Consider the following 18,970-nt stretch of genomic DNA (forward strand, 5'->3'; position numbering starts at 1 on the left):
GAGGTTAATCACTTGAGAGTTGGAATTATTGGTGCAGGAGTGCTAGGGAGACTTATTGCAATTGATCTTTTTAAAAGAAATTATAAAGTCACTCTATATGATAAAGGCGATATTTTTTCTTCAAAATCTTGCTCAGCGACTGCAGCAGGAATGCTTGCTCCTTGGTCAGAGGCATATGAATCAACTCAGATTGCTTTTGAACTAGGAATCATCTCGTTAAAATTATGGCCTGAAATTTTAGAATCATTAAATGCAGTGAGTTTATTGGAAAGGCAAGGTACAGCGCATCTTGCTCTACTTCGTGATAAACAGCAATTAGAAAATTATTTTAACCGTTTGAATAGAAGAGGAATTGCTTTTGAAGCAATTGAAATTAATAAAAATAATAGAAAAGAATTTATCGGAGATTATTCACATGTGTATTCAATAGGGTATTATTTTCCCAATGAAGCGACCTTAAATCCGAGAGAGTTTATTTTAAAATGTAATGGTTTTTTTAAAAAAAATAATATTATTTTTAAATATAATAGCGAAGTGATTGCCTGTGAAAAAAATAAAATAAGTACTGAGCAAGGTGAATTTAATTATGATCTTGTTATTAATACTATGGGTATTGGCGCGAAAAAAAATTTTGAAGCAAGCACTGAAACTTTAAGAGGAGTTCGTGGATCATTGGTACTTGTGAATGCTCCATTGGTTAATGTTCATTCAGTCATTCGCTTGATTCATTCACGTTTTCCAATTTACATTGTTCCAAGAGGAAATCATAATTATATAATTGGTGCGACAAGTCATGAAACAGAATGCTTAAAACCAATAACAGTTGAATCATTACTTGAGCTTTTAAGCGTTGCCTCACATTTTGATAAAGGTTTTTTAGAGGCAAATCTACTTGAGCAAAGAGTCAACTTACGACCAACATTTACAAGCAACTCACCCCATTTTTATACAAAGGATGGAGTTTATTTCATTAACGGTTTGTCTCGTAATGGAATAACTATTTCACCCGCTTTAGCTAATATATTTTGCAATTACGTTCACAAAAAAAGAGATCTATTTTTAGATAATTTAGAAATAGAAAGTGATATTATGGAGAAGTTATGGCTGAAATAATATTAAAAATTAATGGAAATGAAAAAAGTTTCAACATAGAAAAATTAAGTATACAAATGCTTTTAGAAAAAGAGTTTATTAACTCGAAGGGCATTGCTCTTGCCTTAAATAAAGTATTTATTCCCAAACAAAAATATTCTGAATTATTCCTTCAAAATAAAGATGAAATTGAAATTGTTACCCCATTCCAAGGAGGATAAATGTTAAATTTATACGGGGAAAAACTTAAATCACGTTTTCTAATTGGCAGCGCAAAATATCCTTCTTTAGATATTTTAAAAAATGCTGTGATTGCATCTGATGCTGAAGTTATTACTGTTTCTATAAGAAGATTATCAGCAGAATTAAATGAGAAAAATTCATTTTGGGAAATAGTAAAATCTTTTAATTTAAGGATTTTACCAAACACTTCTGGTTGTTATCTAGCAAAAGATGCAATTACAACAGCCCAAATGGCAAGAGAGATATTTGAAACAAATTGGATAAAACTCGAAGTGTTTGGTGACAGTTTAACTTTGCAACCAAATCCTTACGAATTATTAAAAGCTGCCGAATATCTTGCAAAACGTGATTTCTGCTTGTTTCCTTATATGACAGATGACTTGGTTATAGCAAAAGAACTCGTAAATCTTGGTTGTGAGGTGTTGATGCCGTGGGCTTCTCCCATTGGTTCGGGTAAAGGAATTATAAATCCATTTCAATTGCAGGTTTTACGAGAGCGATTTCCTAAAATTACATTAATTGTTGATGCGGGAATAGGTGCCCCAAGCCATGCTGCCCGTGCGATGGAGTTAGGAATAGATGCAGTTCTATTAAACTCAGCAGTTGCCAATGCGCATGAATCAATTGAAATGGCAAAAGCTTTTTCAATGGCTATTGTGGCCGGACGAAAAGCATTTTGCAGTGGAATTATTCCACAAAGTGAATTTGCAATTTCTAGCTCTCCTATGATTGGCATTCCCTTTCAGTAATATATTTGAGGAACAAATGCTTGAATCAGAAAAAAATAAAATGAGATTTTATCCTATAGTTGATAATTTTTATTGGGTAAAAAAATTAGTGCATTGGGGTGTTAAATCAATTCAGTTAAGAATTAAAGATAATAATAATTTTAAAAATAATTCTGTCGAAAAATTTGATTTGGAAACTGAGATAAAACTTTCAATTGATTATTGTAAGAGACATCAATGTCAACTTTTTATAAATGATTATTGGGAGATTGCTTTAAGGCATCAAGCCTATGGAGTTCATCTGGGTTATGAAGATTCGCAAAGTGTTGATATAAAGGCTATTCACAATGCAAAAATTAAACTTGGTCTGAGTACACATGATTATAATGAACTTGATTTTGCATTAAAGCAGAGCCCTTCATATGTTGCTCTTGGCCCTATTTTTCCGACTCAAACAAAAATAATGCGTTTTGCTCCACAGGGTATTCTTAGAATTAATGAATGGAGAGAATTAATTCCTAGGGATATTCTATTAGTTGCTATTGGAGGAATAAGCTTAGAGCATGGCTTAAGTATTTATTCAAAAGGGGCAAATAGCATTTCAGTTATTAATGATTTTAAATCTGCACAGGATCCTGAAAAACAAATTAAAAATTGGATAAAATTAGGTAAAATTTATGAATTTTAATAAATATTCAAGACAAATTTCACTCCCATTTGTAGGTGTCTTTGGACAAGAAAAAATTAAAAATACAAAAGTTGTGGTTATTGGAGCTGGGGCTTTAGGGCATAGTACTTCAATTTATCTTGCTGCTTCAGGTGTTGGAGATATTACTATTTTTGATCAAGATATTGTTGAAGAATCAAACCTGTCGAGACAGATCTGCTTTACAGAGCAGGACATCGGGAAACCTAAGGCGGAGTGTCTTACAAGACATCTTAAAGAACTCTATTCAGACATCAATTTTCGCTTTTTCAATCGGAAATTTTCTGTGGAGGAAAGTAATTTATTACCATATAACTGTAACATTATGATAAATGCGAGCGATAATTATAAGGCAAGGCGAGCAATTAATCAGGTGAGTTTGCAAAAGAATATTCCATGGATAGATATTGGAATTTTTAAAACACAAGGGCATTTCTGTTTATTTAAACCAGGTTTAGGCTGTTATGAATGCATATTTCCAGATGTTTTCGATTCAACAGAAAATTGTTCTTTATCTGGAGTTTTATCTCCCATCTGTGGTATAATTGGTTCTTTTGCAGCAAATGAAGTTGTTAAGTTCATACTGGAAAAATATTCAAAAGTTGTGAACCATTTTTTTAGTTTTGAATTCCTAGGAAATGATTTTAAAAAATTTTATTGGAAAAAAAATATGGATTGTCCTTCATGCAATAGATTTTTGAATTTAAATGAACTTAATAAATAATTATTTTTTGATCGTAACCTCTATTTGAATTTGACCCTTTTCCATAAAGAAAAAGGGAATGAATAGACAAATTAACTGCGCTTCGAAAGGAGTTTAAGTATGACTAGAGGTGCATTAAAATAAAAGAATAATATAGAATAAATTCTAGCTGAAATTAAAAAAAGAGAATAAATAAAAAAAATATATTCGATAATGAAATTGAATGTTCTTGTCCTTCCTAAAAATCAAGTGCAATGAACAAATCATACAGGCACTTGAAAAATAGTAACTCTACATTCAAATGCAAGATGGTGTTTGGCTTCCTTGCTGGATAATTGCAACTAGAATAGGTTTTTTTAAAAATCTCTCCCAGCTCTTTTGGTGCCTTTAAATATTTGCAATAGAGCCTCTGCTATCCTAGCAAATGAAAATTCAGAAAAAATAAATGCTATTTGAAGTATTGATCAAAATGGGGATACATTATTTATGACTTATGAAGGCAATACAGATTCTGAAGTTGATATTAAATACATTGATATACAAAATTAGAATTTCATAGCGCAGTAGAATTATAGCTAAATAAATTAGGAAATGAGCCTACATTACTTAAATTGTTTTTTAAAAAAAATGAACTTCGTTTTATTGATTTTTTTTCTCCTTTAAAATTTAACTCTGAGGAGAATATCGCTGAGTAGTAAATTCAAAAAGCTGACATCTTCGATGCATGGGTCAATAAGTAACCAATTTGTCTTTATGAAGTTTGAATTTTTTAATAAATATTAACGAAAGTTTGGTTTAAGAAATCATCAAAATATTATTCATTGAAAATGATGCTATAAGTATTAAATAAAATACACAAATAAAAGAGATGTGGTTAATTGTAAAGTTTTGAGGGAAATAAAGTAAGTAAAATTATAAAAATAATCTTCCAAAGTAAGGATACTTAGACTAATTTTTTTATTTAAAGTTTCGTTTATATATTCTTGTCCATTTTATATTAATTCTTGATTTACAAATGAAAGCGAAAAATATTAGAAAAAATGGAATATAAATTAATACAACTGGATTTATATAATTAACTAAAATACCTGTTGTTACAGAAATAAAAGCCATAGAGAATGTCAATATCTGATATTGCTTTGAGCTTGCCAATCCAATTTCGTCAGATGAAAAATATTTTTGAAAAGCATACATACCTAAAGAAAAAATAATATTCGAAAATATATGAGCAAAAATTATTATTAATAAAGATAAAAATAAATAGTTACTAAAATACAAGAAAGTATATAATAGCAAAAATAAAAACATTAATAAAAAAAATAACATTTTATTACTATAAATTTTATTAAACATATTTCTCTTAATAATCAATGGGCCGCACATCTGACCAATTGATTTGCTTAAAATAAATAATATTGCCGGCGTTAGAATGTAATTAAATACAGTCACATTTGAACCAAATTTATTCCCAATTATAGGTAATAATGAAATTGATGGCGTTGTTATTATCGCAATATATATCATCATAAAAAAAGCATATCTTTTTTTATGATGCATATTTTTAAAATAAAATAAATAACTAGTAAAAAATTTATATTTATTTATTTTATCTGTTAATATAATTTTTGAGACTCTTTGAGTTAGATCTCTTTTGAGACAAAAAGCTAATGAAAAAATCATAAATGATAATATATAGCATATCATATTTATAACCAAATATTTTTGTGTATTAAATAAATTATAAACAATAGATCCAATTCCAGTTCCTATTATAGTATTAACTGAAAAAACATAAACATCAAACTTTGCGGCTAGTGGTAGCATTTCATCATTTATAAAGACACGCTTTATGTATATTTGAAATGGCGGATAACATAATCCAGCAATAAAGGATGAAAAAAATTCTGCTGAAATTAGAAACACGATCTGATGGTAAGTAGCTACTATTAAAGGAATAATTAAGGAAATAAATCCAATAATTTGAGCACCTAAAATTAAATATATTATCTTAAATTTAAAAGTAAAATAACTTCCAAGTCTACTTGAAAAGAGTCCAGGAAAAACTGCTAAAGAAAAAGCGATTGTAAAATATACTGGATTGGCATTTAATTTTACCAACTCTCCATAAACAGCGACTTGAGTAAAACCGATCCCAATTTGCATAATTAAACTGGCTAATAAAAAATAAATAAAATAGAAATTATTTCTTAAAAAATTTATCATAATATATTCCTAATTAACATTTTTTACAAGATCAAAATCTACTATAATAGCAAGGCGTTGCCAATTATGCTTAATTTTTTTTACACTATGCCAAGAATGTTCCGATATTTCAAAGCTAAAAAATGTGTTGAATTCTGGATTAATAATATCATAGATTTTAAAATCACCAGATATTAAATTCTTTTCATATATAACAAGCTCCCCCTCAGATAAGTATGTCCAATCTCTTGAAATATAAAAAATCACTGTAAAATCTCTATTTTGATTAAAATCTGTATGAGGAAGCAATCTTTTACTATTCGTTTTAATACCTGCTTTTTAAACAGGCAAACATGAAAGAGAATTTCATATTATGGAATAATATAACGAAACAAAATCCTATTTTGGAGAGTAGCGAGATTTTTGGAGGAATCAAGATTTTATAAAATTAATGTCAAACCGTTTAAATTTTAATATGGTGAATTCCGTATTAGATGTCAGTTGTGGAGTTGGGCATTGGGGTTGGATATTCATGCCTTTTTTTCCTGAATCAACTTTACTTTCTCGAATTAATATGGGAAAAATATCTATTTTAAAAGAAAACTCTTTTCTTTTGCTCAAGTAAATGGAATTGAAAACGTTGTTTTTACTTTGCTGCCCGTGCAGAAAACATCTCATTTCCAAGTAACAGCTTTGATATGGTAACATGTTAAACAATGGTTAAAAAATTAAATTTATCGCATATTAATGTTTACCAATCTGACAAGGCTTCTTCTTATCTTCCGCCCTATGAAACAGACGAACAAAAAGCAAATGTAATGCAAGTCTGTGGAAATGAGAAAGCTAAAAATATTATCTTGCTGACGGAGGCACTAAAGAAGATTTTAATTCTCATTGGGGATTCTTAAGAAATGAGGATATAAAATTCAAAGAACGAATTTTTGAAAAAAATTTTACATTGCAGGTGGTTCATTCACTACTATACTTAATATTTGGAAGAAAATAATTTACAATTTTGATAAATATATTTTAGACACTAAGCTTAAAACTCCCGCTGATACATTAATTGAGCAATGGGATTTAAATATTTGCAACAGAGCCTATGCTTTCCTTTTTTTGTTGCCTTTAAATATTTGCAACAGAGCTCGTTTTATTCTATGGTATGCGAATCTATATAATTTAAATTTTATTGCAAAAATAGATATCAATTATGCGTCTATTATTGTCATGACGATTATTAAAACTATAAAGGAGGGAAAGTGTTCCTAGAAAACCTTAATTCAAAACTAGAGTCTTTACAATCTCTTGTTGGGAATACGCCACTAAAACTTCTTAGATTTAAAGGGCTAAATCTTTTCGCGAAGCTCGAGTTTATGAATCCCGTTGGTAGTGTTAAGGATCGCCCAGCTTTGCGAATCCTTTATCGTGCACTTCAAGCCGGAAAAATAAACGAAAAGACACTGATTGTGGAATCCTCTTCGGGAAACTTTGCTTCTGCGTTAGCCATTTATTGTCGAGAACTTGGTTTGAATTTCATTCCGATAATCGATCCCAATATCTCAAGTTGCTACGAGGACTTTTTACGTATCACTTGCGATGAAGTTATTAAAGTTCAAGAACGAGACGAAACAGGTGGTTATCTTCTTACACGTCTTGCGGCAGTAAGACGTATTTGCTCCAATACTCCAAATAATTTCTGGCCAAATCAATATGAGAATATTGAATGCATGTGGGCACATTATTTTGGTGGTGGAGCTGAACTTGTTCGTGATCTTCCAAAACTTGATTACGTGTTTCTTGGTGTGAGCTCTGGTGGCACAATATCCGGTATTTCTCGTCGTTTAAAAGAGGATTTTCCTGATTGCAAGGTTGTAGCAGTTGATGTTGAAGGCTCTGTCATTTTCGGAGGGCCTGCTAGCAAACGCTATATCCCAGGTATTGGTGCGAGTTTAAGACCTAGCCTTCTGAATGAGGCGAAGATTGATGAAGTTGTATATGTGACGGAGCGAGCCAGTGTGGATGGGTGTCTTGAGTTATTGCATCAGCATGGTCTTTTTGTGGGAGGGTCTACAGGAAGTGTTTATGCAGCTATAAAAAGTTATTTTTCAAATCGTTTGCCAATGGCTAAAATTCCCACTGTCGCTTTCCTTTGTGCAGATCGCGGAACAGCTTATTTGGATAAAGTTTTTAACTCGAAATGGGTAGAATCAACTTACCCTTCAAAAAGGGAATGCTACCAATGAATCGTCATAAGTGTCGATTCCAACCATTTATCCCGCATTCTCAAGAAGTTCGGGGCTATCCACTCTGTGAGAGTCCCAGTTATATCGTTCATCGCTACAATCTTGAATTTCGTTCACAGCATGGATTGATTGTTGCATTGGATTTAGCATCATCAAAGGGGAATCCTCCGCTTCCTCACGAGAAAACGAGGACTAAAAAGGTTGAAGAACTTAAGAGACACTTTTCTATGAGTGAATGGGATGAAAACATCATTATGCTCATAACCCGTTGGGGTGACAAACTATCTCAAGCATGTAGAGCCGTTGCTTCAAAAAGTGAACCTATTATTACAAAAAGTGGACAGTTTGGAAAAGAAGAGTTTTTTCTTGTTAATGATTCTTGCGTAAACGCTGAAATCTCTAATCTGCTTAACGAGATTGGTGATATTGTGATTGCAGATGGTCACCATCGTGTTGAAGCTCTTCGATGTTCACTCGCAGAATCTGAGTTTCCAGAACAAGATACACAAATCCTAGCATTGTTGTTACCCGAAACTGAAATCTCAGTTCTCAGTTACAATCGAATTGTTAAGCTTCAACACGGGGTAGAACTTGATGAAATGATTACATTTTTAAGGGAGCGGTTTCAAATGAGATCCGTATCTCCTGTAACGAATTCTTCTAATATATTTGGTGACGAGATTCTCATCGTTAGTGCACTTGGTTTTTTTACATTAAGACTTCCTGATGAAGAAAAAATGAAACCCTCGCTTTCACACCGTCTCCAAGAAGAGATTCTCATACCCTATTTTGAATTAAATGATCCTGAAACGAGCGATCGAATTGAATTTGTACAGGGAGATTTGAACACTCATTCTCTCTCAACTTATATTGAGAATAATCATGATCGGATAGCTTTTATATTGCCACCTCCTTCACTTGAAGAAATTTTCAAGTGTGCGCAATGGAATTCACTCTATCCTCCACATTCCACTTATTTTCCTTTGAAACCAGCTAGTTTCTTGATTCGTGAACGTCAATTTATGGCAAGAAAATCGAACCTTTCACAACCGCAGAGAGAGTAAAAATATATAAGTTTATTGAGATTATTTCTAGTTACTACTGGTTTTTTGATGGGCTTTACTCGCTTCTTCCGCCGTTATTCCCTCAAGACCAAGCTGATCGCTGTTGATTCGATAGAGTCTGTCACCTTTGGTTCCAGTTGGAAAATGACCGAAAGAAATATCGATATGTAAGGAAATAAATATGTTTAACAGAGAGATAAATTTTGAAGTGATTACGGGAGATTTTATCAATAAAGTCATCGAAACCTCCCGACGGGACATTATCGAGCTGGTTCGCCAAAGCTATCTGACTCACCATCAGGGGAAAACAGAGAACCCAGACAGTTATTTCCTACGTTTTAAAAATAAACCGGAAGCAAGAATCATCGCGTTGCCAGCGGCCATCGATAATCCTGAGTCTGACATTTCTGTTTCCGGCATTAAGTGGATAGCAAGTTATCCACGAAATATCGAAGCTAACTTGCAGCGAGCATCGGCGGTAATTTTGTTGAATGACTATAGGACAGGGTATCCGTTCTCATGTCTAGAAGCATCACAAATCAGCGCGGCGCGAACTGCAGCTTCCGCGGTATTGGCAGCTAATTATCTTGGGCCAAGCGGTAAACGAGCTAAGAGTCTGTCGGTAATTGGCAGCGGCCTAATAGCCCGAACTATCCTGTCATTTTTCAAGGATGAAGGTTGGCAGTTTGATAACGTATTGATTTACGATATCTCTGAAGAATATCGCGACGCATTTATCAGAAATACCAAAGCAAAAGCGCTCTATCCTGTACGAGCAGCTAAGGACCAGGCTGAAGCGTTGTCCGCCGACATTGTTATTTTCGCCACGACAGCAGCATCACCATATGTAACAGATGAACGTACATTTGCAGCTCATCAATTTGTGCTTAATATTTCCTTGCGTGATCTTTCCCCAGAAATAATTCACGCTCACAACAACGTGTTAGACGATGTTGAACATTGCATGAAAGCTAATACTTCACCGCATCTAGCTGAGCAAAAATATGGACACCGTCTTTTCATCAACGGCACTTTGGCACAATTCATAAACGGTGAGATAAAACTCGATAAAACTAAAGCCACTCTGTTTTCGCCCTTCGGGTTGGGCGTGCTTGATTTGAGTCTGGCAATGTTTATTTATCGTCATAACCAACAAGCGCCAGGACGACACATCATTCCAAGTTTCTTCCCTGACACTCAATGTTGGAGTCTTTAATTAATGAATAATCATTATAATGTCCAGCCTTTGGTCGGCGGTGCTTCACATGTTTTTCTGGTGACAGCCAATAATAGCGAAGCGTCCATTGCTGGTTTTTTTCGAAATCGCAATATCGATGAGATTTTGGCTGAGAAGGGTGCATTGCTCTTTCGTGGTTTCCCTATCAAAGAGGATCAGGATTTCAGCCGGTTAGTAAGCTTCCTAGCGCAAGAAGAACTGACTTATCAGGAACGTTCGACTCAGCGAAAGAAGACTGCTAAGGGTGTTTATACAAGCACAGAATATCCAGCGGCGAAAACTATTGCAAACCATAGTGAAAATGCATTTCAAAGCGTGGTTCCGGGTAAGATCTTGTTCTATGCTCATCAAGCTGCACTCAAGGGAGGAGAAACCCCTATTGCTGATAATGCTAAGGTTCTAGCGCTCATTGATGAATATATAGTGGACAGTTTCCGGCAGAAAGGTATTCGCTATCTACGTAATTTTGATGGAGGTTTTGACCTTTCCTGGCAAGAGGCTTTTCAGACAGAGAGTAAGGCCGAGGTTGAGTCTTACTGTAAAAAAAATGTAATTGATTACGAGTGGTTGTCCGACAGCCATCTGCGCACTTCTCAGTATCGTAGTGCTACGCGCAAACATCCCCTAACGGGTAAAGAGATGTGGTTTAACCAACTGCATTTGTTCCATATCACCAACTTGGAGTTGCCGATTCGGCAGGCATTGCTCGCTAGCCTAGGTCGGGATTTGTTGCCGCGCCACGTGGTGTATGGTACTGGGGAAGAAATCCCTGATGAAGTGGTAGACCATATTCGGAAAGTATTAGTTCAGGCGGAATTGGTCTTCCCTTGGCAAACCGGAGACGTACTGATTGCGGACAATATTCTAGTCAGCCATGGGCGCAAGCCTTTTGAAGGGGAACGGTCAATACGGGTTGCCCTGATCGATCCCGTTTACCCTTCAGCAGAGGAGAACGCTTATGCTAACCGTTGATTTTTCCTGCCAACCCTCTTTGAATACGCTACTAGAAATAACTGCTAAGCGTTTCGCGAATCGTGTGGCGGTACAAGATGAGACACGGGCTCTGACATTCGTTGAACTTTATGATGAGGTTGTCACCCTAGCAGTTAGATTGCAGGCGCTGATTGAACTGGGTGACCACGTGGCCGTTCAGTTAAGACGCGGGCTCGATTATATCGTCGCGGCCTATGCTATATGGAAGGCTGGAGGAGTCTACCTACCGTTGGACGATCAGTGGCCGCAATCACGTATAGAGGGGATACTGCATCAGGCGCATGTACAGGTACTTATTACACATGCCTCTCAAGTGGGGTTTGGTATAACCTTGACCGAGCTGAACCCAGAATCTCGGACAGAACTTCTGGCAACAGACGTACCCGCCTATATTATTCATACTTCTGGCACCTCTGGGAAACCCAAAGGGGTGGTGATTAGCCATGAGTCATTGTTGCATCTGGTAGGCAGCCATCAGCGTGATATTTATCAGATGCATGGCGTCACCGAAGGGGACGTCGCAATCAATGCGTCTTTCTGTTTTGACAGCTCACTAGAACGTCTGGCTCTGGTGGCTTTGGGATATAGCGTGCACGTTGTCAGCGATCGAGTGAGAAAATCGCCGCATGAGTTGGTGGCATATTTGCGCAAATATCAAATCGTTAATGTAGATTTAGTGCCTTCCCACTTAAAAGTATTACTCAATGTGGGGCTGAATGAGAAATGTAGAGCGCTGCGGCTGGTGATTGTCGGAGGTGAAGCGATTGACGCCGAACTTTGGCATAAACTTGCTGCATATGATGCAGTTTATATCAATGTCTATGGCCCTACCGAAAATACTATTAATACCACCTTCTGTGAGATCTGCGGCGAAACTCCTCATATTGGCCACCCATTTGAAAATGTGGAGTGCCTGCTCCTAGATGAGGATGGACAATGTTGTCCTCCGGGAGAGGCTGGTGAACTTCTTGTGGCCGGTAGACATCTTTCGTTGGGTTATTACAATGCACCTGAATTGAACGAGCGAGCCTTTTTTAACTTCAAGGGGCGGCGTTACTACCGTACCGGTGATCTGGTACAGCAGCAAGTTCAAGGAAATTTGCTGTTCCTCGGGCGTATTGATGACCAGGTCAAAATAAATGGATACCGGATTGAACTGGCTGACGTGCAATACAATTTAGCTCAATTACCCGGCATACAATTCGCTGCAGTGACGCCGCTCAAATTACCTTCCGGACAGGGCCTTTTGGCCTCCATCGTCTGGCATACCGATGCCGATGGTCGGAAACTTTTCGACCTCGCGGCATTGCTTGGCGAGAAGTTGCCATCCTACATGGTGCCCGATCGCTGGCAGCAACTTGATGCATTGCCGCTGACTGATAACCTAAAGCTTGACCACAAATCGCTACTGAACAGTTGGCAAAAGCACCAGAGTGAAATCGATAAGAATGTCCATGGTGAGCGGCTTTCTACGACTGAACGACGGATTCAGGCTATCTGGCAACGGATACTGATGCGATCTCAACTGGCCCCTGACGCTCACTTTTTCGCTTCAGGTGGAGACTCCATGGCGGCAATGACACTACTGGTTGAATTGAACAATGAGATGTCGCACGAGATTGGGTTGAGAGAGATTTTCAAATACCCGACGATTCGCAAAATGGCCGCTTGGCTTGATGCCAACACTGTGCAATCGGAGGGTCGGAGATGAGCCTGATTTTTTGTCTGCCGCATGCAGGCGGAGGGGCTCACCATTATTCTGGCTGGGCACCGTATTTTGCCCCTGGGATTGAGTGGGAACCTCTTGATTATGCTGGACACTTTTCTCGAATGAATGAACACGCATACACAACATTCGAACATGCAGTTCAGGATCTGACAGATGAAATGATATCCCGCGCTGACGGTCGCCCATTCGCTGTATTTGGTCACAGCATGGGCGGTGCGCTCGCCTATGAAATTGCTCATCTTATGGTCGAACGACAAATGGCACAAAATCTCTTGTTCATTGCAGTGTCCAGCGCATTACCACCACACAGACGTGATCCAGATATGCTTCGTTATTACGAATTGTCCGATAGGGACTTTATTCAGCACCTAGTTGATACCGACGGCATTTCGTCGCAACTGGCTGAACTGCCTGAACTAATGTCTAATTATCTGCCATTAATTCGGAAGGACTATCAACTTTATCAACAATACCAGCCACAGACGCGCCCACTATTATTTACCCCTCTATTTGCTTTGTGGGGCGAGCAGGAGGAGGTGCACAACCTCAAAATGCCGAGCTGGGTGGATCTCAGCCGCGTTTTCGTCGGGAGTGGGATTTATCCTGGCGGCCATTTCTACTGGCGTAACTGTTTAAATACTGTCACAGCCGATATTTCGACTATCGTCGAACAATTAGCAGCCTGTCAGACCACAGGTATTAACCAATCATTAGGAGTATCCCTATGCCAATTTTAAACAACAAAGAAGTTATTGTGATAATTGATGCTTGGTCCGGTGGCAAATATTTAATTCCCGCTTTTCAGGCTTTGGGGTATTTTTGTCTGCATATTCAATCTCCGTTTCTCCCAGCGATCTTTGTTAAGGACAACCAATTGGCTATCGATCGTAGCGATAAGCATATCGTTCATGATGGTAATTTTGAAACCCTCCTCAAAGCGTTGAAACCTTACGCTATCAAGGCCATTTTGGCTGGCAGCGAAGGCGCGGTTTCTTTGGCCGATCAGTTGAACGACGTCTTGGCTCTCAAGTTTACTAACCAGGCAACACTCTCAGCTGCGCGACGCAACAAGTTTTTGATGCAGGAGCAGCTTGCACGCAGCGATGTAGCATCCATTGAGCAACAGCTAATCACCCATCTCGACGAATTGCGGCGCTGGCTGGCGAGTTACAATCGCTGGCCTGTAGTACTGAAGCCGGTGCAAAGCGCTGGCACCGACGGCGTGTTTATCTGCCATAGCCTAAAACAGGCCGAACAGGCATTTGATGCCATTTTGAGCAAGAATGATCTGTTTGGTAACTGTAACCTTGAAGTGCTGTGTCAGGAGTTTCTAGAGGGTGAGGAGTTTGTGGTCAATGGTATTGCCTGCCAGGGGCGGTACTTTTTTACCGAATTATGGCAGTCTAAAAAGAAACAGCACAACAGCTTCCCGGTGTATGAAACGCAGTATCTGTATTATCAGAATGATGCCTTCTTTGATGTGCTGTCTGCCTACACTGAGCAGGTATGTCATGCGTTGGGTATTGAGAACGGGGCATTTCATGCTGAGGTGATGATGACGTCGCGCGGGCCGGTGTTGATAGAGATCGGAGCTAGAGTCGCTGGTGGGGCAGACCCTTATATTATTGAGGAATGTTTAGGACATTCTCAGATCGGCAAACTGGTACAGGCAATCCTACATCCGGAGATGTTCCTGCAAGAATCTAGGAGGGAACGTGATTTTCCCAACCACCGGCGTGCTGCCTATGTTTACATGATTTCGCCAACCAAAGGGTGGGTGCAAAGTTCACCGGAAAAGCGATTTATCGCTATTGATGGCGTTATCAGCGTCAATTACCACCATGTACCCGGTGATATTCAGGAAGAGACGTGCGATCTGCTGAGCTCTCCAGGCGTGATTATTGTTATAAGGGATAATCCAGTTTTACTGAACCAGGCAATTACAAAGATTCGTTCCACTGAAAGCGATTTTTATCACACGAGCCTGATAGCAGTTGAATATGGGAAATAACATGAATCTGGAACAATTGATAAAGCAAATAGGAGATACTTTTCCTTGGTATGCACAATTGCTTAGGGAAAATAAGGTGGACGGTCGCCGTTTGGAGGATCTGCCACTGGTGACGGAGGATCTGCTAACACAATATTATTATCATGCTGAACATCGGTTTTCCGATCCTTACCATAGCTATCTAACCTCTGGTACCACATCAGGCAAGCGAAAGTGCATTCTTTATTCCGATAATGATGAGCGAATATATCTGCAACAACGTATGAATATAATCAAGGACTTTTGTGGTGAAGGTCTAGTCCGTGCCTGTGCCGATCTTGGTACAGGCCATGCGGCCGCTACTGCCGATGAAATTTTTAAGGAGATGGGGTGTAACGTAGAACTGATCGATTTCACCTGGCCGATTGAGGAACATATTGAGGTTCTCAATCGATTCAAGCCTGATATTTTCTTAACCATGCCGATGATTTTGGACTGCTTGATAGCGACGGGTAAACTTGATTTTCAACCAAAGAAAATCATTGTCTTGGGAGATGTGGCTAGCCTAGCCTGGCAAAGCAAGGTAGCGGATTATTTCCACATCAAGTCACAGCATGTACTAGATCTGTTCGGTAGCATAGAAATCGGCTCAATAGCTTTTTATAACCACGCGCTGGGACGTTACCAGTTTGATCCCTATCTGTTGCCAGAAGTGCTCCCGGTGCAAAGCATTTATCCCGATGCTAACTACCGCGGCGAGGGAGGAATTCTGCTAATCACCTCGTTTGCTCGGGAATACTTCCCTGCAATTCGTTTCGTGACCAACGATCTGATTGAGGGATTTAGACAAGAGACCCATCATGGTCAAACTGTTTACACCTATAAACGTTGTCTGGGACGCTTTGCCAGCGAGTTTAAGCACGGTGAAAAAATTAGCCTCAGCGATATCACTGACGCAATGGCAAAGAACATGCCTTATCACCGATTTGATCTCGATGATCATAATTGCGGTTTGGTAATTCGTATTGCGACATCGTCGATTACGCCGCAGATTATTAAAGCCATCAAGCATGACCTGTTATCTCACAACCCAGACATCGCCCAGATGATTGCTTCAGGGCTAGTCGGGGATATTCGCATTCAATGTGTTGATGAAAAGCAAATTACCAGCAACATCAGCAAACGCCGTTATTAAGAAGCTGGGATTGAGGATAACTTATGTGTGGCATTGCAGGAGTCATTAATTTTAATCATCAACCGACGCAGCCTCAGTTGTTAGCGTCGATGTTAAACGTTCTGAAGCACCGTGGTCCCGATCAAGATGGCACCTATCATCAGGGGCATGTCAGCATCGGCATGCGACGTCTAAAAATCATTGCGCTAGATAACGGTGCACAACCCTGTTTCAGCAATGATGGACGCTATGTGTTGGTATTTAACGGTGAGATCTATAACTATCGCTCTTTGCGTAATGAGTTAATGGCGCAGGGATTTCTGTTTGACACTGATTCTGACGCGGAAGTGATTGTTAATTTGTATCAGCGCGATGGCGAAAGTTTTTATCAGCAGTTGGATGGTATGTTTGCCTTGGCTATTTTCGATCGCATCAATGAAACGCTTTATCTGGCGCGCGATCCAGTCGGTAAAAAACCTCTGTTTTATGCTTTCCACAACGATACTGTCAGCTTCTCATCTGAGCTGAACTCACTGCTGAAGAATCCGACAATTTCACGCCGTATTGATCCCGTAGCACTCGATTATTATTTGCGTTTTCGGGTAGTGCCAAGTGATCGATGCATTTTCCAAGGTGTCAGTAAAGTGCCAGCTGGTGGTGGCGTTAGTTTCAAGCATGGTAAGAAAAGCAAGCATCACTATTGGAGTGTTGACTACCAACCTGTTGAGGAAGACAAACCGCTGGAGCAGTGGGTTGATGAGATAGACGAGTGCCTGAATCAAGCGATTAGCAAACGAATGACGGCTGAAGTACCAATAGGCACCATGCTCAGCGGAGGATTAGATTCTAGCTTAATTACCGCAATGGCTTGTAAGCAGCAGGGGCATAGAAAACTTAAAACTTTCGCCGTGGGTTTCAATGAGTCTGCCTTCAACGAGCTAGACTACTCTCAGCGTCTGGCAAAAGATCTTGGTACTGACCACCATGACCACATTATTACACAACATGAAGCATTCGATGTGGCGCATTCGTTAGTTGGTAACTTCGGGGAACCTTTTGCTTTCCCCTCTTCGATGGCCAGTTATTTTATGTATCATCTGGCACGCAAGCACGTGACAGTAGTGCTGGGTGGTGATGGTGCCGATGAGCTTTTCGGCGGCTATGCTCGATACTCGCTGGTGGCTAATTTCCCTCATTTGCCGTTCGAAAACAGACTGCCGCGCAAAGTAGACCTGTTCAATAAAACATGGCAAGTGGATTCGTTTCCCGATTTTTATCAGGCTCTACTTACCGATGGCGCTGGAAGTCAACTGCGTCAGCTTCTTTACAGCAAGCAGATGACATTACAATTGGCTGGAGAAAACAGAGTTGTGCAGGTCAGTCGGTACAAAGATGAACTCGCTTTGCACGCCGATCCCCTTTCTGCCGCCATGCAGTATGATTTCAATCATTGGATGCAAGAGGCACAACTGGTCAAGATAGACATTGCCTCGATGGCCAACTCGCTTGAGGTGCGTGCACCTTTCTTGGACAAGCTGGTGGTAGGTTTAGGCAGCCGTCTACCTGCGCGGCTCAAATTTCATGCTGGCAAGGAAAAATACCTGCTGCACTGCTTAGCGAAGCGTTACCTTCCCGACTACATAATTAATCGCAAAAAACAGGAATTGGCGGTGCCGTTGGAAAAGTGGATGGTATTGTCAATGAAAAAGCGTATTTCGGAAACTTTGACCAGCGAACAGGCTTTGTCGCGTGGTTATTTTAATCCTAATAGAATGCGTCAGTTCATCAGGGAATTCGATGGTAGCCACAGCTACACGCTGTGGACGATGTACATGTTGGAGAAATGGCACCAGCAGTTTGTTGACAATCAGGAGTTGTGAATGATGGATCAAAATAAATACCTTTCAGGTGTATTTTGTACGTTACTGTATATTTTCATTGCCTCGACACAGAGCGTGATGTTGAACATTTGGTTGTTTGGCGTAAATATTTTTTTAGTCGTCGGCCTGAGTTTTCTAGTTGTGACCATTGTATTTGCCACCATTGGGTTATTCCGCCAACGAGATGCTTACGTGGCTCTATTTTCACAATGGCACTTGCTGATAGCACTGAATATAGTGTCGATGTTCAATTGGTTGTTTTATTTTCTGGCAGTTAAGTACCTTGAACCATCCGTTGCCGTTACGCTGACACAGGGATTGGGGCCAGTTAGTATGACGCTTTACATGTTATTGACTGGTAAAGCTGTTAGTAAGGTTACGCGCTACTGCCACCTGGTGATCTTCATAATAGCGATAGCTATGTGCATGTATACCGTGATGTTCCGCAATGCTTATACCCTCTATAGTCGCAATGAGATGATTATGGGAATCGTTATTGCCGTCCTGTGCAGCATTAGTATCACTGCCACGGTAGTGATTTCCAAGCGTTTCGCCGTTAGTAAAATACCAGCATCGGCACTATTGTCGCTGCGTTTCCCGTTGTTAATCTCATTGTGTCTAGGAATATTGTCGCTGCAACACAACGTGGTTGTTAACAGCAGTATTCTTTACGCCATTCTTTTAATTGCATTGGTTGGTGTGAGCGCTTCAATCTATTTTCTACAGAAGGGGATTGAACTGACAACGCCGCTGGCGGTTTCTACTGTCTTGGCGCTTTCGCCGCTGGCGGTGTTTGTGATTCAGTTGTTCAATAACCATACGCCATTCAGTTTGCCACTGTTTCTGATAATAATGATCATTGTTATTATGTCAATAGTATCAATTACTTATGAGGCTAGACAAGCGAGCTCTGTCGCAAATATTTAAAGGTAACATAGGAGCTGAAAGAGATTTTTCAGAAAGCCTATTTTTAACGCGATTTTCCA

Annotated in this window: 19 protein-coding genes; 17 read left to right on the forward strand and 2 right to left on the reverse strand. The window is 39.1% G+C overall.

The window, feature by feature from the left end; all coding sequences use genetic code 11:
• Positions 1-12 precede the first annotated feature (12 nt).
• The 5 genes from GCL57_RS09055 to GCL57_RS09075 are packed head-to-tail and all read left to right on the forward strand — an operon-like array spanning position 13 to position 3,493.
• Positions 13-1,113 (forward strand): FAD-dependent oxidoreductase, encoded by a 1,101-nt coding sequence (locus GCL57_RS09055; protein ID WP_161597672.1) that lies wholly within the window; start codon positions 13-15, stop codon positions 1,111-1,113.
• Entirely contained in the window at positions 1,101-1,313 is a 213-nt protein-coding gene (gene thiS / locus GCL57_RS09060) for a sulfur carrier protein ThiS (RefSeq protein WP_152213036.1), read from the forward strand. The genes GCL57_RS09055 and thiS overlap by 13 nt, the downstream gene beginning before the upstream one ends.
• On the forward strand, positions 1,314-2,084 hold the full coding sequence (locus tag GCL57_RS09065) for a thiazole synthase (RefSeq protein WP_152213037.1): 771 nt from the start codon (positions 1,314-1,316) through the stop codon (positions 2,082-2,084).
• A gap of 16 nt (positions 2,085-2,100) precedes the next feature.
• Positions 2,101-2,751, forward strand: a complete 651-nt coding sequence (locus GCL57_RS09070) for a thiamine phosphate synthase (RefSeq protein ID WP_152213038.1) — start codon at positions 2,101-2,103, stop codon at positions 2,749-2,751.
• Positions 2,741-3,493 (forward strand): HesA/MoeB/ThiF family protein, encoded by a 753-nt coding sequence (locus GCL57_RS09075; protein WP_152213039.1) that lies wholly within the window; start codon positions 2,741-2,743, stop codon positions 3,491-3,493. The genes GCL57_RS09070 and GCL57_RS09075 overlap by 11 nt, the downstream gene beginning before the upstream one ends.
• Positions 3,494-4,429: 936 nt before the next feature.
• On the opposite strand, the gene GCL57_RS09080 is transcribed toward GCL57_RS09075, so the two are convergent.
• Entirely contained in the window at positions 4,430-5,695 is a 1,266-nt protein-coding gene (locus tag GCL57_RS09080; RefSeq protein WP_152213040.1) for an MFS transporter, read from the reverse strand.
• A gap of 9 nt (positions 5,696-5,704) precedes the next feature.
• Positions 5,705-5,983 (reverse strand): 2OG-Fe(II) oxygenase family protein, encoded by a 279-nt coding sequence (locus GCL57_RS09085; RefSeq protein ID WP_161597673.1) that lies wholly within the window; start codon positions 5,981-5,983, stop codon positions 5,705-5,707.
• A 142-nt stretch (positions 5,984-6,125) separates the two neighbouring features.
• Between GCL57_RS09085 and GCL57_RS14790 the strand changes: the two genes are divergently transcribed.
• From GCL57_RS14790 to GCL57_RS09145, 12 genes are all read left to right on the forward strand, one after another.
• Entirely contained in the window at positions 6,126-6,299 is a 174-nt protein-coding gene (locus GCL57_RS14790; protein ID WP_161597674.1) for a hypothetical protein, read from the forward strand.
• A gap of 91 nt (positions 6,300-6,390) precedes the next feature.
• Positions 6,391-6,582 carry a hypothetical protein gene (locus tag GCL57_RS09090; protein ID WP_152213042.1) on the forward strand — a complete coding sequence of 64 codons (192 nt, stop codon included), beginning with the start codon at positions 6,391-6,393 and terminating at the stop codon, positions 6,580-6,582.
• Positions 6,583-6,933: 351 nt separating this feature from the next.
• Positions 6,934-7,917, forward strand: coding sequence for a 2,3-diaminopropionate biosynthesis protein SbnA (gene sbnA / locus GCL57_RS09095; RefSeq protein ID WP_152213043.1), 984 nt, complete (start codon positions 6,934-6,936; stop codon positions 7,915-7,917).
• Positions 7,914-8,981, forward strand: coding sequence for a DUF1015 family protein (locus tag GCL57_RS09100; protein WP_161597675.1), 1,068 nt, complete (start codon positions 7,914-7,916; stop codon positions 8,979-8,981). The genes sbnA and GCL57_RS09100 overlap by 4 nt, the downstream gene beginning before the upstream one ends.
• Positions 8,982-9,162: 181 nt before the next feature.
• Positions 9,163-10,197, forward strand: coding sequence for a 2,3-diaminopropionate biosynthesis protein SbnB (sbnB, locus tag GCL57_RS09110; protein WP_152213045.1), 1,035 nt, complete (start codon positions 9,163-9,165; stop codon positions 10,195-10,197).
• 3 nt (positions 10,198-10,200) lie between these two features.
• The gene (locus tag GCL57_RS09115) at positions 10,201-11,190 is read left to right on the forward strand and encodes a TauD/TfdA family dioxygenase (protein WP_152213046.1); all 990 of its coding nucleotides are present in this window, start codon (positions 10,201-10,203) and stop codon (positions 11,188-11,190) included.
• Positions 11,177-12,922 carry a non-ribosomal peptide synthetase gene (locus GCL57_RS09120; protein ID WP_152213047.1) on the forward strand — a complete coding sequence of 582 codons (1,746 nt, stop codon included), beginning with the start codon at positions 11,177-11,179 and terminating at the stop codon, positions 12,920-12,922. The genes GCL57_RS09115 and GCL57_RS09120 overlap by 14 nt, the downstream gene beginning before the upstream one ends.
• On the forward strand, positions 12,919-13,677 hold the full coding sequence (locus GCL57_RS09125) for a thioesterase II family protein (RefSeq protein ID WP_152213048.1): 759 nt from the start codon (positions 12,919-12,921) through the stop codon (positions 13,675-13,677). The genes GCL57_RS09120 and GCL57_RS09125 overlap by 4 nt, the downstream gene beginning before the upstream one ends.
• Positions 13,665-14,951: a dapdiamide A synthase gene (gene ddaF, locus GCL57_RS09130; protein WP_152213049.1), complete on the forward strand. Its 1,287-nt coding sequence runs from the start codon at positions 13,665-13,667 to the stop codon at positions 14,949-14,951. The genes GCL57_RS09125 and ddaF overlap by 13 nt, the downstream gene beginning before the upstream one ends.
• Before the next feature lies 1 nt (position 14,952).
• Positions 14,953-16,125, forward strand: coding sequence for a fumarate--(S)-2,3-diaminopropanoate ligase (ddaG, locus tag GCL57_RS09135; protein WP_152213050.1), 1,173 nt, complete (start codon positions 14,953-14,955; stop codon positions 16,123-16,125).
• Positions 16,126-16,148: 23 nt separating this feature from the next.
• Positions 16,149-17,984 carry an asparagine synthase (glutamine-hydrolyzing) gene (gene asnB, locus GCL57_RS09140; protein WP_152213051.1) on the forward strand — a complete coding sequence of 612 codons (1,836 nt, stop codon included), beginning with the start codon at positions 16,149-16,151 and terminating at the stop codon, positions 17,982-17,984.
• Positions 17,985-18,911, forward strand: coding sequence for a DMT family transporter (locus GCL57_RS09145; protein WP_152213052.1), 927 nt, complete (start codon positions 17,985-17,987; stop codon positions 18,909-18,911).
• Positions 18,912-18,970: the final 59 nt, after the last annotated feature.

It is taken from the genome of Fluviispira multicolorata (assembly GCF_009208585.1).
GTDB lineage: Bacteria > Bdellovibrionota_B > Oligoflexia > Silvanigrellales > Silvanigrellaceae > Silvanigrella > Silvanigrella multicolorata.

What these genes read in the sequence shown, in the direction of transcription:
- thiS (WP_152213036.1), top strand. Translation starts at nt 1,101, where the DNA reads ATGGCTGAAATAATATTAAAAATTAATGGAAATGAAAAAAGTTTCAAC.
- GCL57_RS09080 (WP_152213040.1), bottom strand. Translation starts at nt 5,695, where the DNA reads ATGATAAATTTTTTAAGAAATAATTTCTATTTTATTTATTTTTTATTA.
- GCL57_RS09070 (WP_152213038.1), top strand. Translation starts at nt 2,101, where the DNA reads ATGCTTGAATCAGAAAAAAATAAAATGAGATTTTATCCTATAGTTGAT.
- GCL57_RS09115 (WP_152213046.1), top strand. Translation starts at nt 10,201, where the DNA reads ATGAATAATCATTATAATGTCCAGCCTTTGGTCGGCGGTGCTTCACAT.
- GCL57_RS09120 (WP_152213047.1), top strand. Translation starts at nt 11,177, where the DNA reads ATGCTAACCGTTGATTTTTCCTGCCAACCCTCTTTGAATACGCTACTA.
- ddaF (WP_152213049.1), top strand. Translation starts at nt 13,665, where the DNA reads ATGCCAATTTTAAACAACAAAGAAGTTATTGTGATAATTGATGCTTGG.
- asnB (WP_152213051.1), top strand. Translation starts at nt 16,149, where the DNA reads ATGTGTGGCATTGCAGGAGTCATTAATTTTAATCATCAACCGACGCAG.
- sbnB (WP_152213045.1), top strand. Translation starts at nt 9,163, where the DNA reads ATGTTTAACAGAGAGATAAATTTTGAAGTGATTACGGGAGATTTTATC.
- GCL57_RS09145 (WP_152213052.1), top strand. Translation starts at nt 17,985, where the DNA reads ATGATGGATCAAAATAAATACCTTTCAGGTGTATTTTGTACGTTACTG.
- GCL57_RS09075 (WP_152213039.1), top strand. Translation starts at nt 2,741, where the DNA reads ATGAATTTTAATAAATATTCAAGACAAATTTCACTCCCATTTGTAGGT.
- GCL57_RS09125 (WP_152213048.1), top strand. Translation starts at nt 12,919, where the DNA reads ATGAGCCTGATTTTTTGTCTGCCGCATGCAGGCGGAGGGGCTCACCAT.
- GCL57_RS09065 (WP_152213037.1), top strand. Translation starts at nt 1,314, where the DNA reads ATGTTAAATTTATACGGGGAAAAACTTAAATCACGTTTTCTAATTGGC.
- GCL57_RS09100 (WP_161597675.1), top strand. Translation starts at nt 7,914, where the DNA reads ATGAATCGTCATAAGTGTCGATTCCAACCATTTATCCCGCATTCTCAA.
- GCL57_RS14790 (WP_161597674.1), top strand. Translation starts at nt 6,126, where the DNA reads ATGTCAAACCGTTTAAATTTTAATATGGTGAATTCCGTATTAGATGTC.
- ddaG (WP_152213050.1), top strand. Translation starts at nt 14,953, where the DNA reads ATGAATCTGGAACAATTGATAAAGCAAATAGGAGATACTTTTCCTTGG.
- GCL57_RS09090 (WP_152213042.1), top strand. Translation starts at nt 6,391, where the DNA reads ATGGTTAAAAAATTAAATTTATCGCATATTAATGTTTACCAATCTGAC.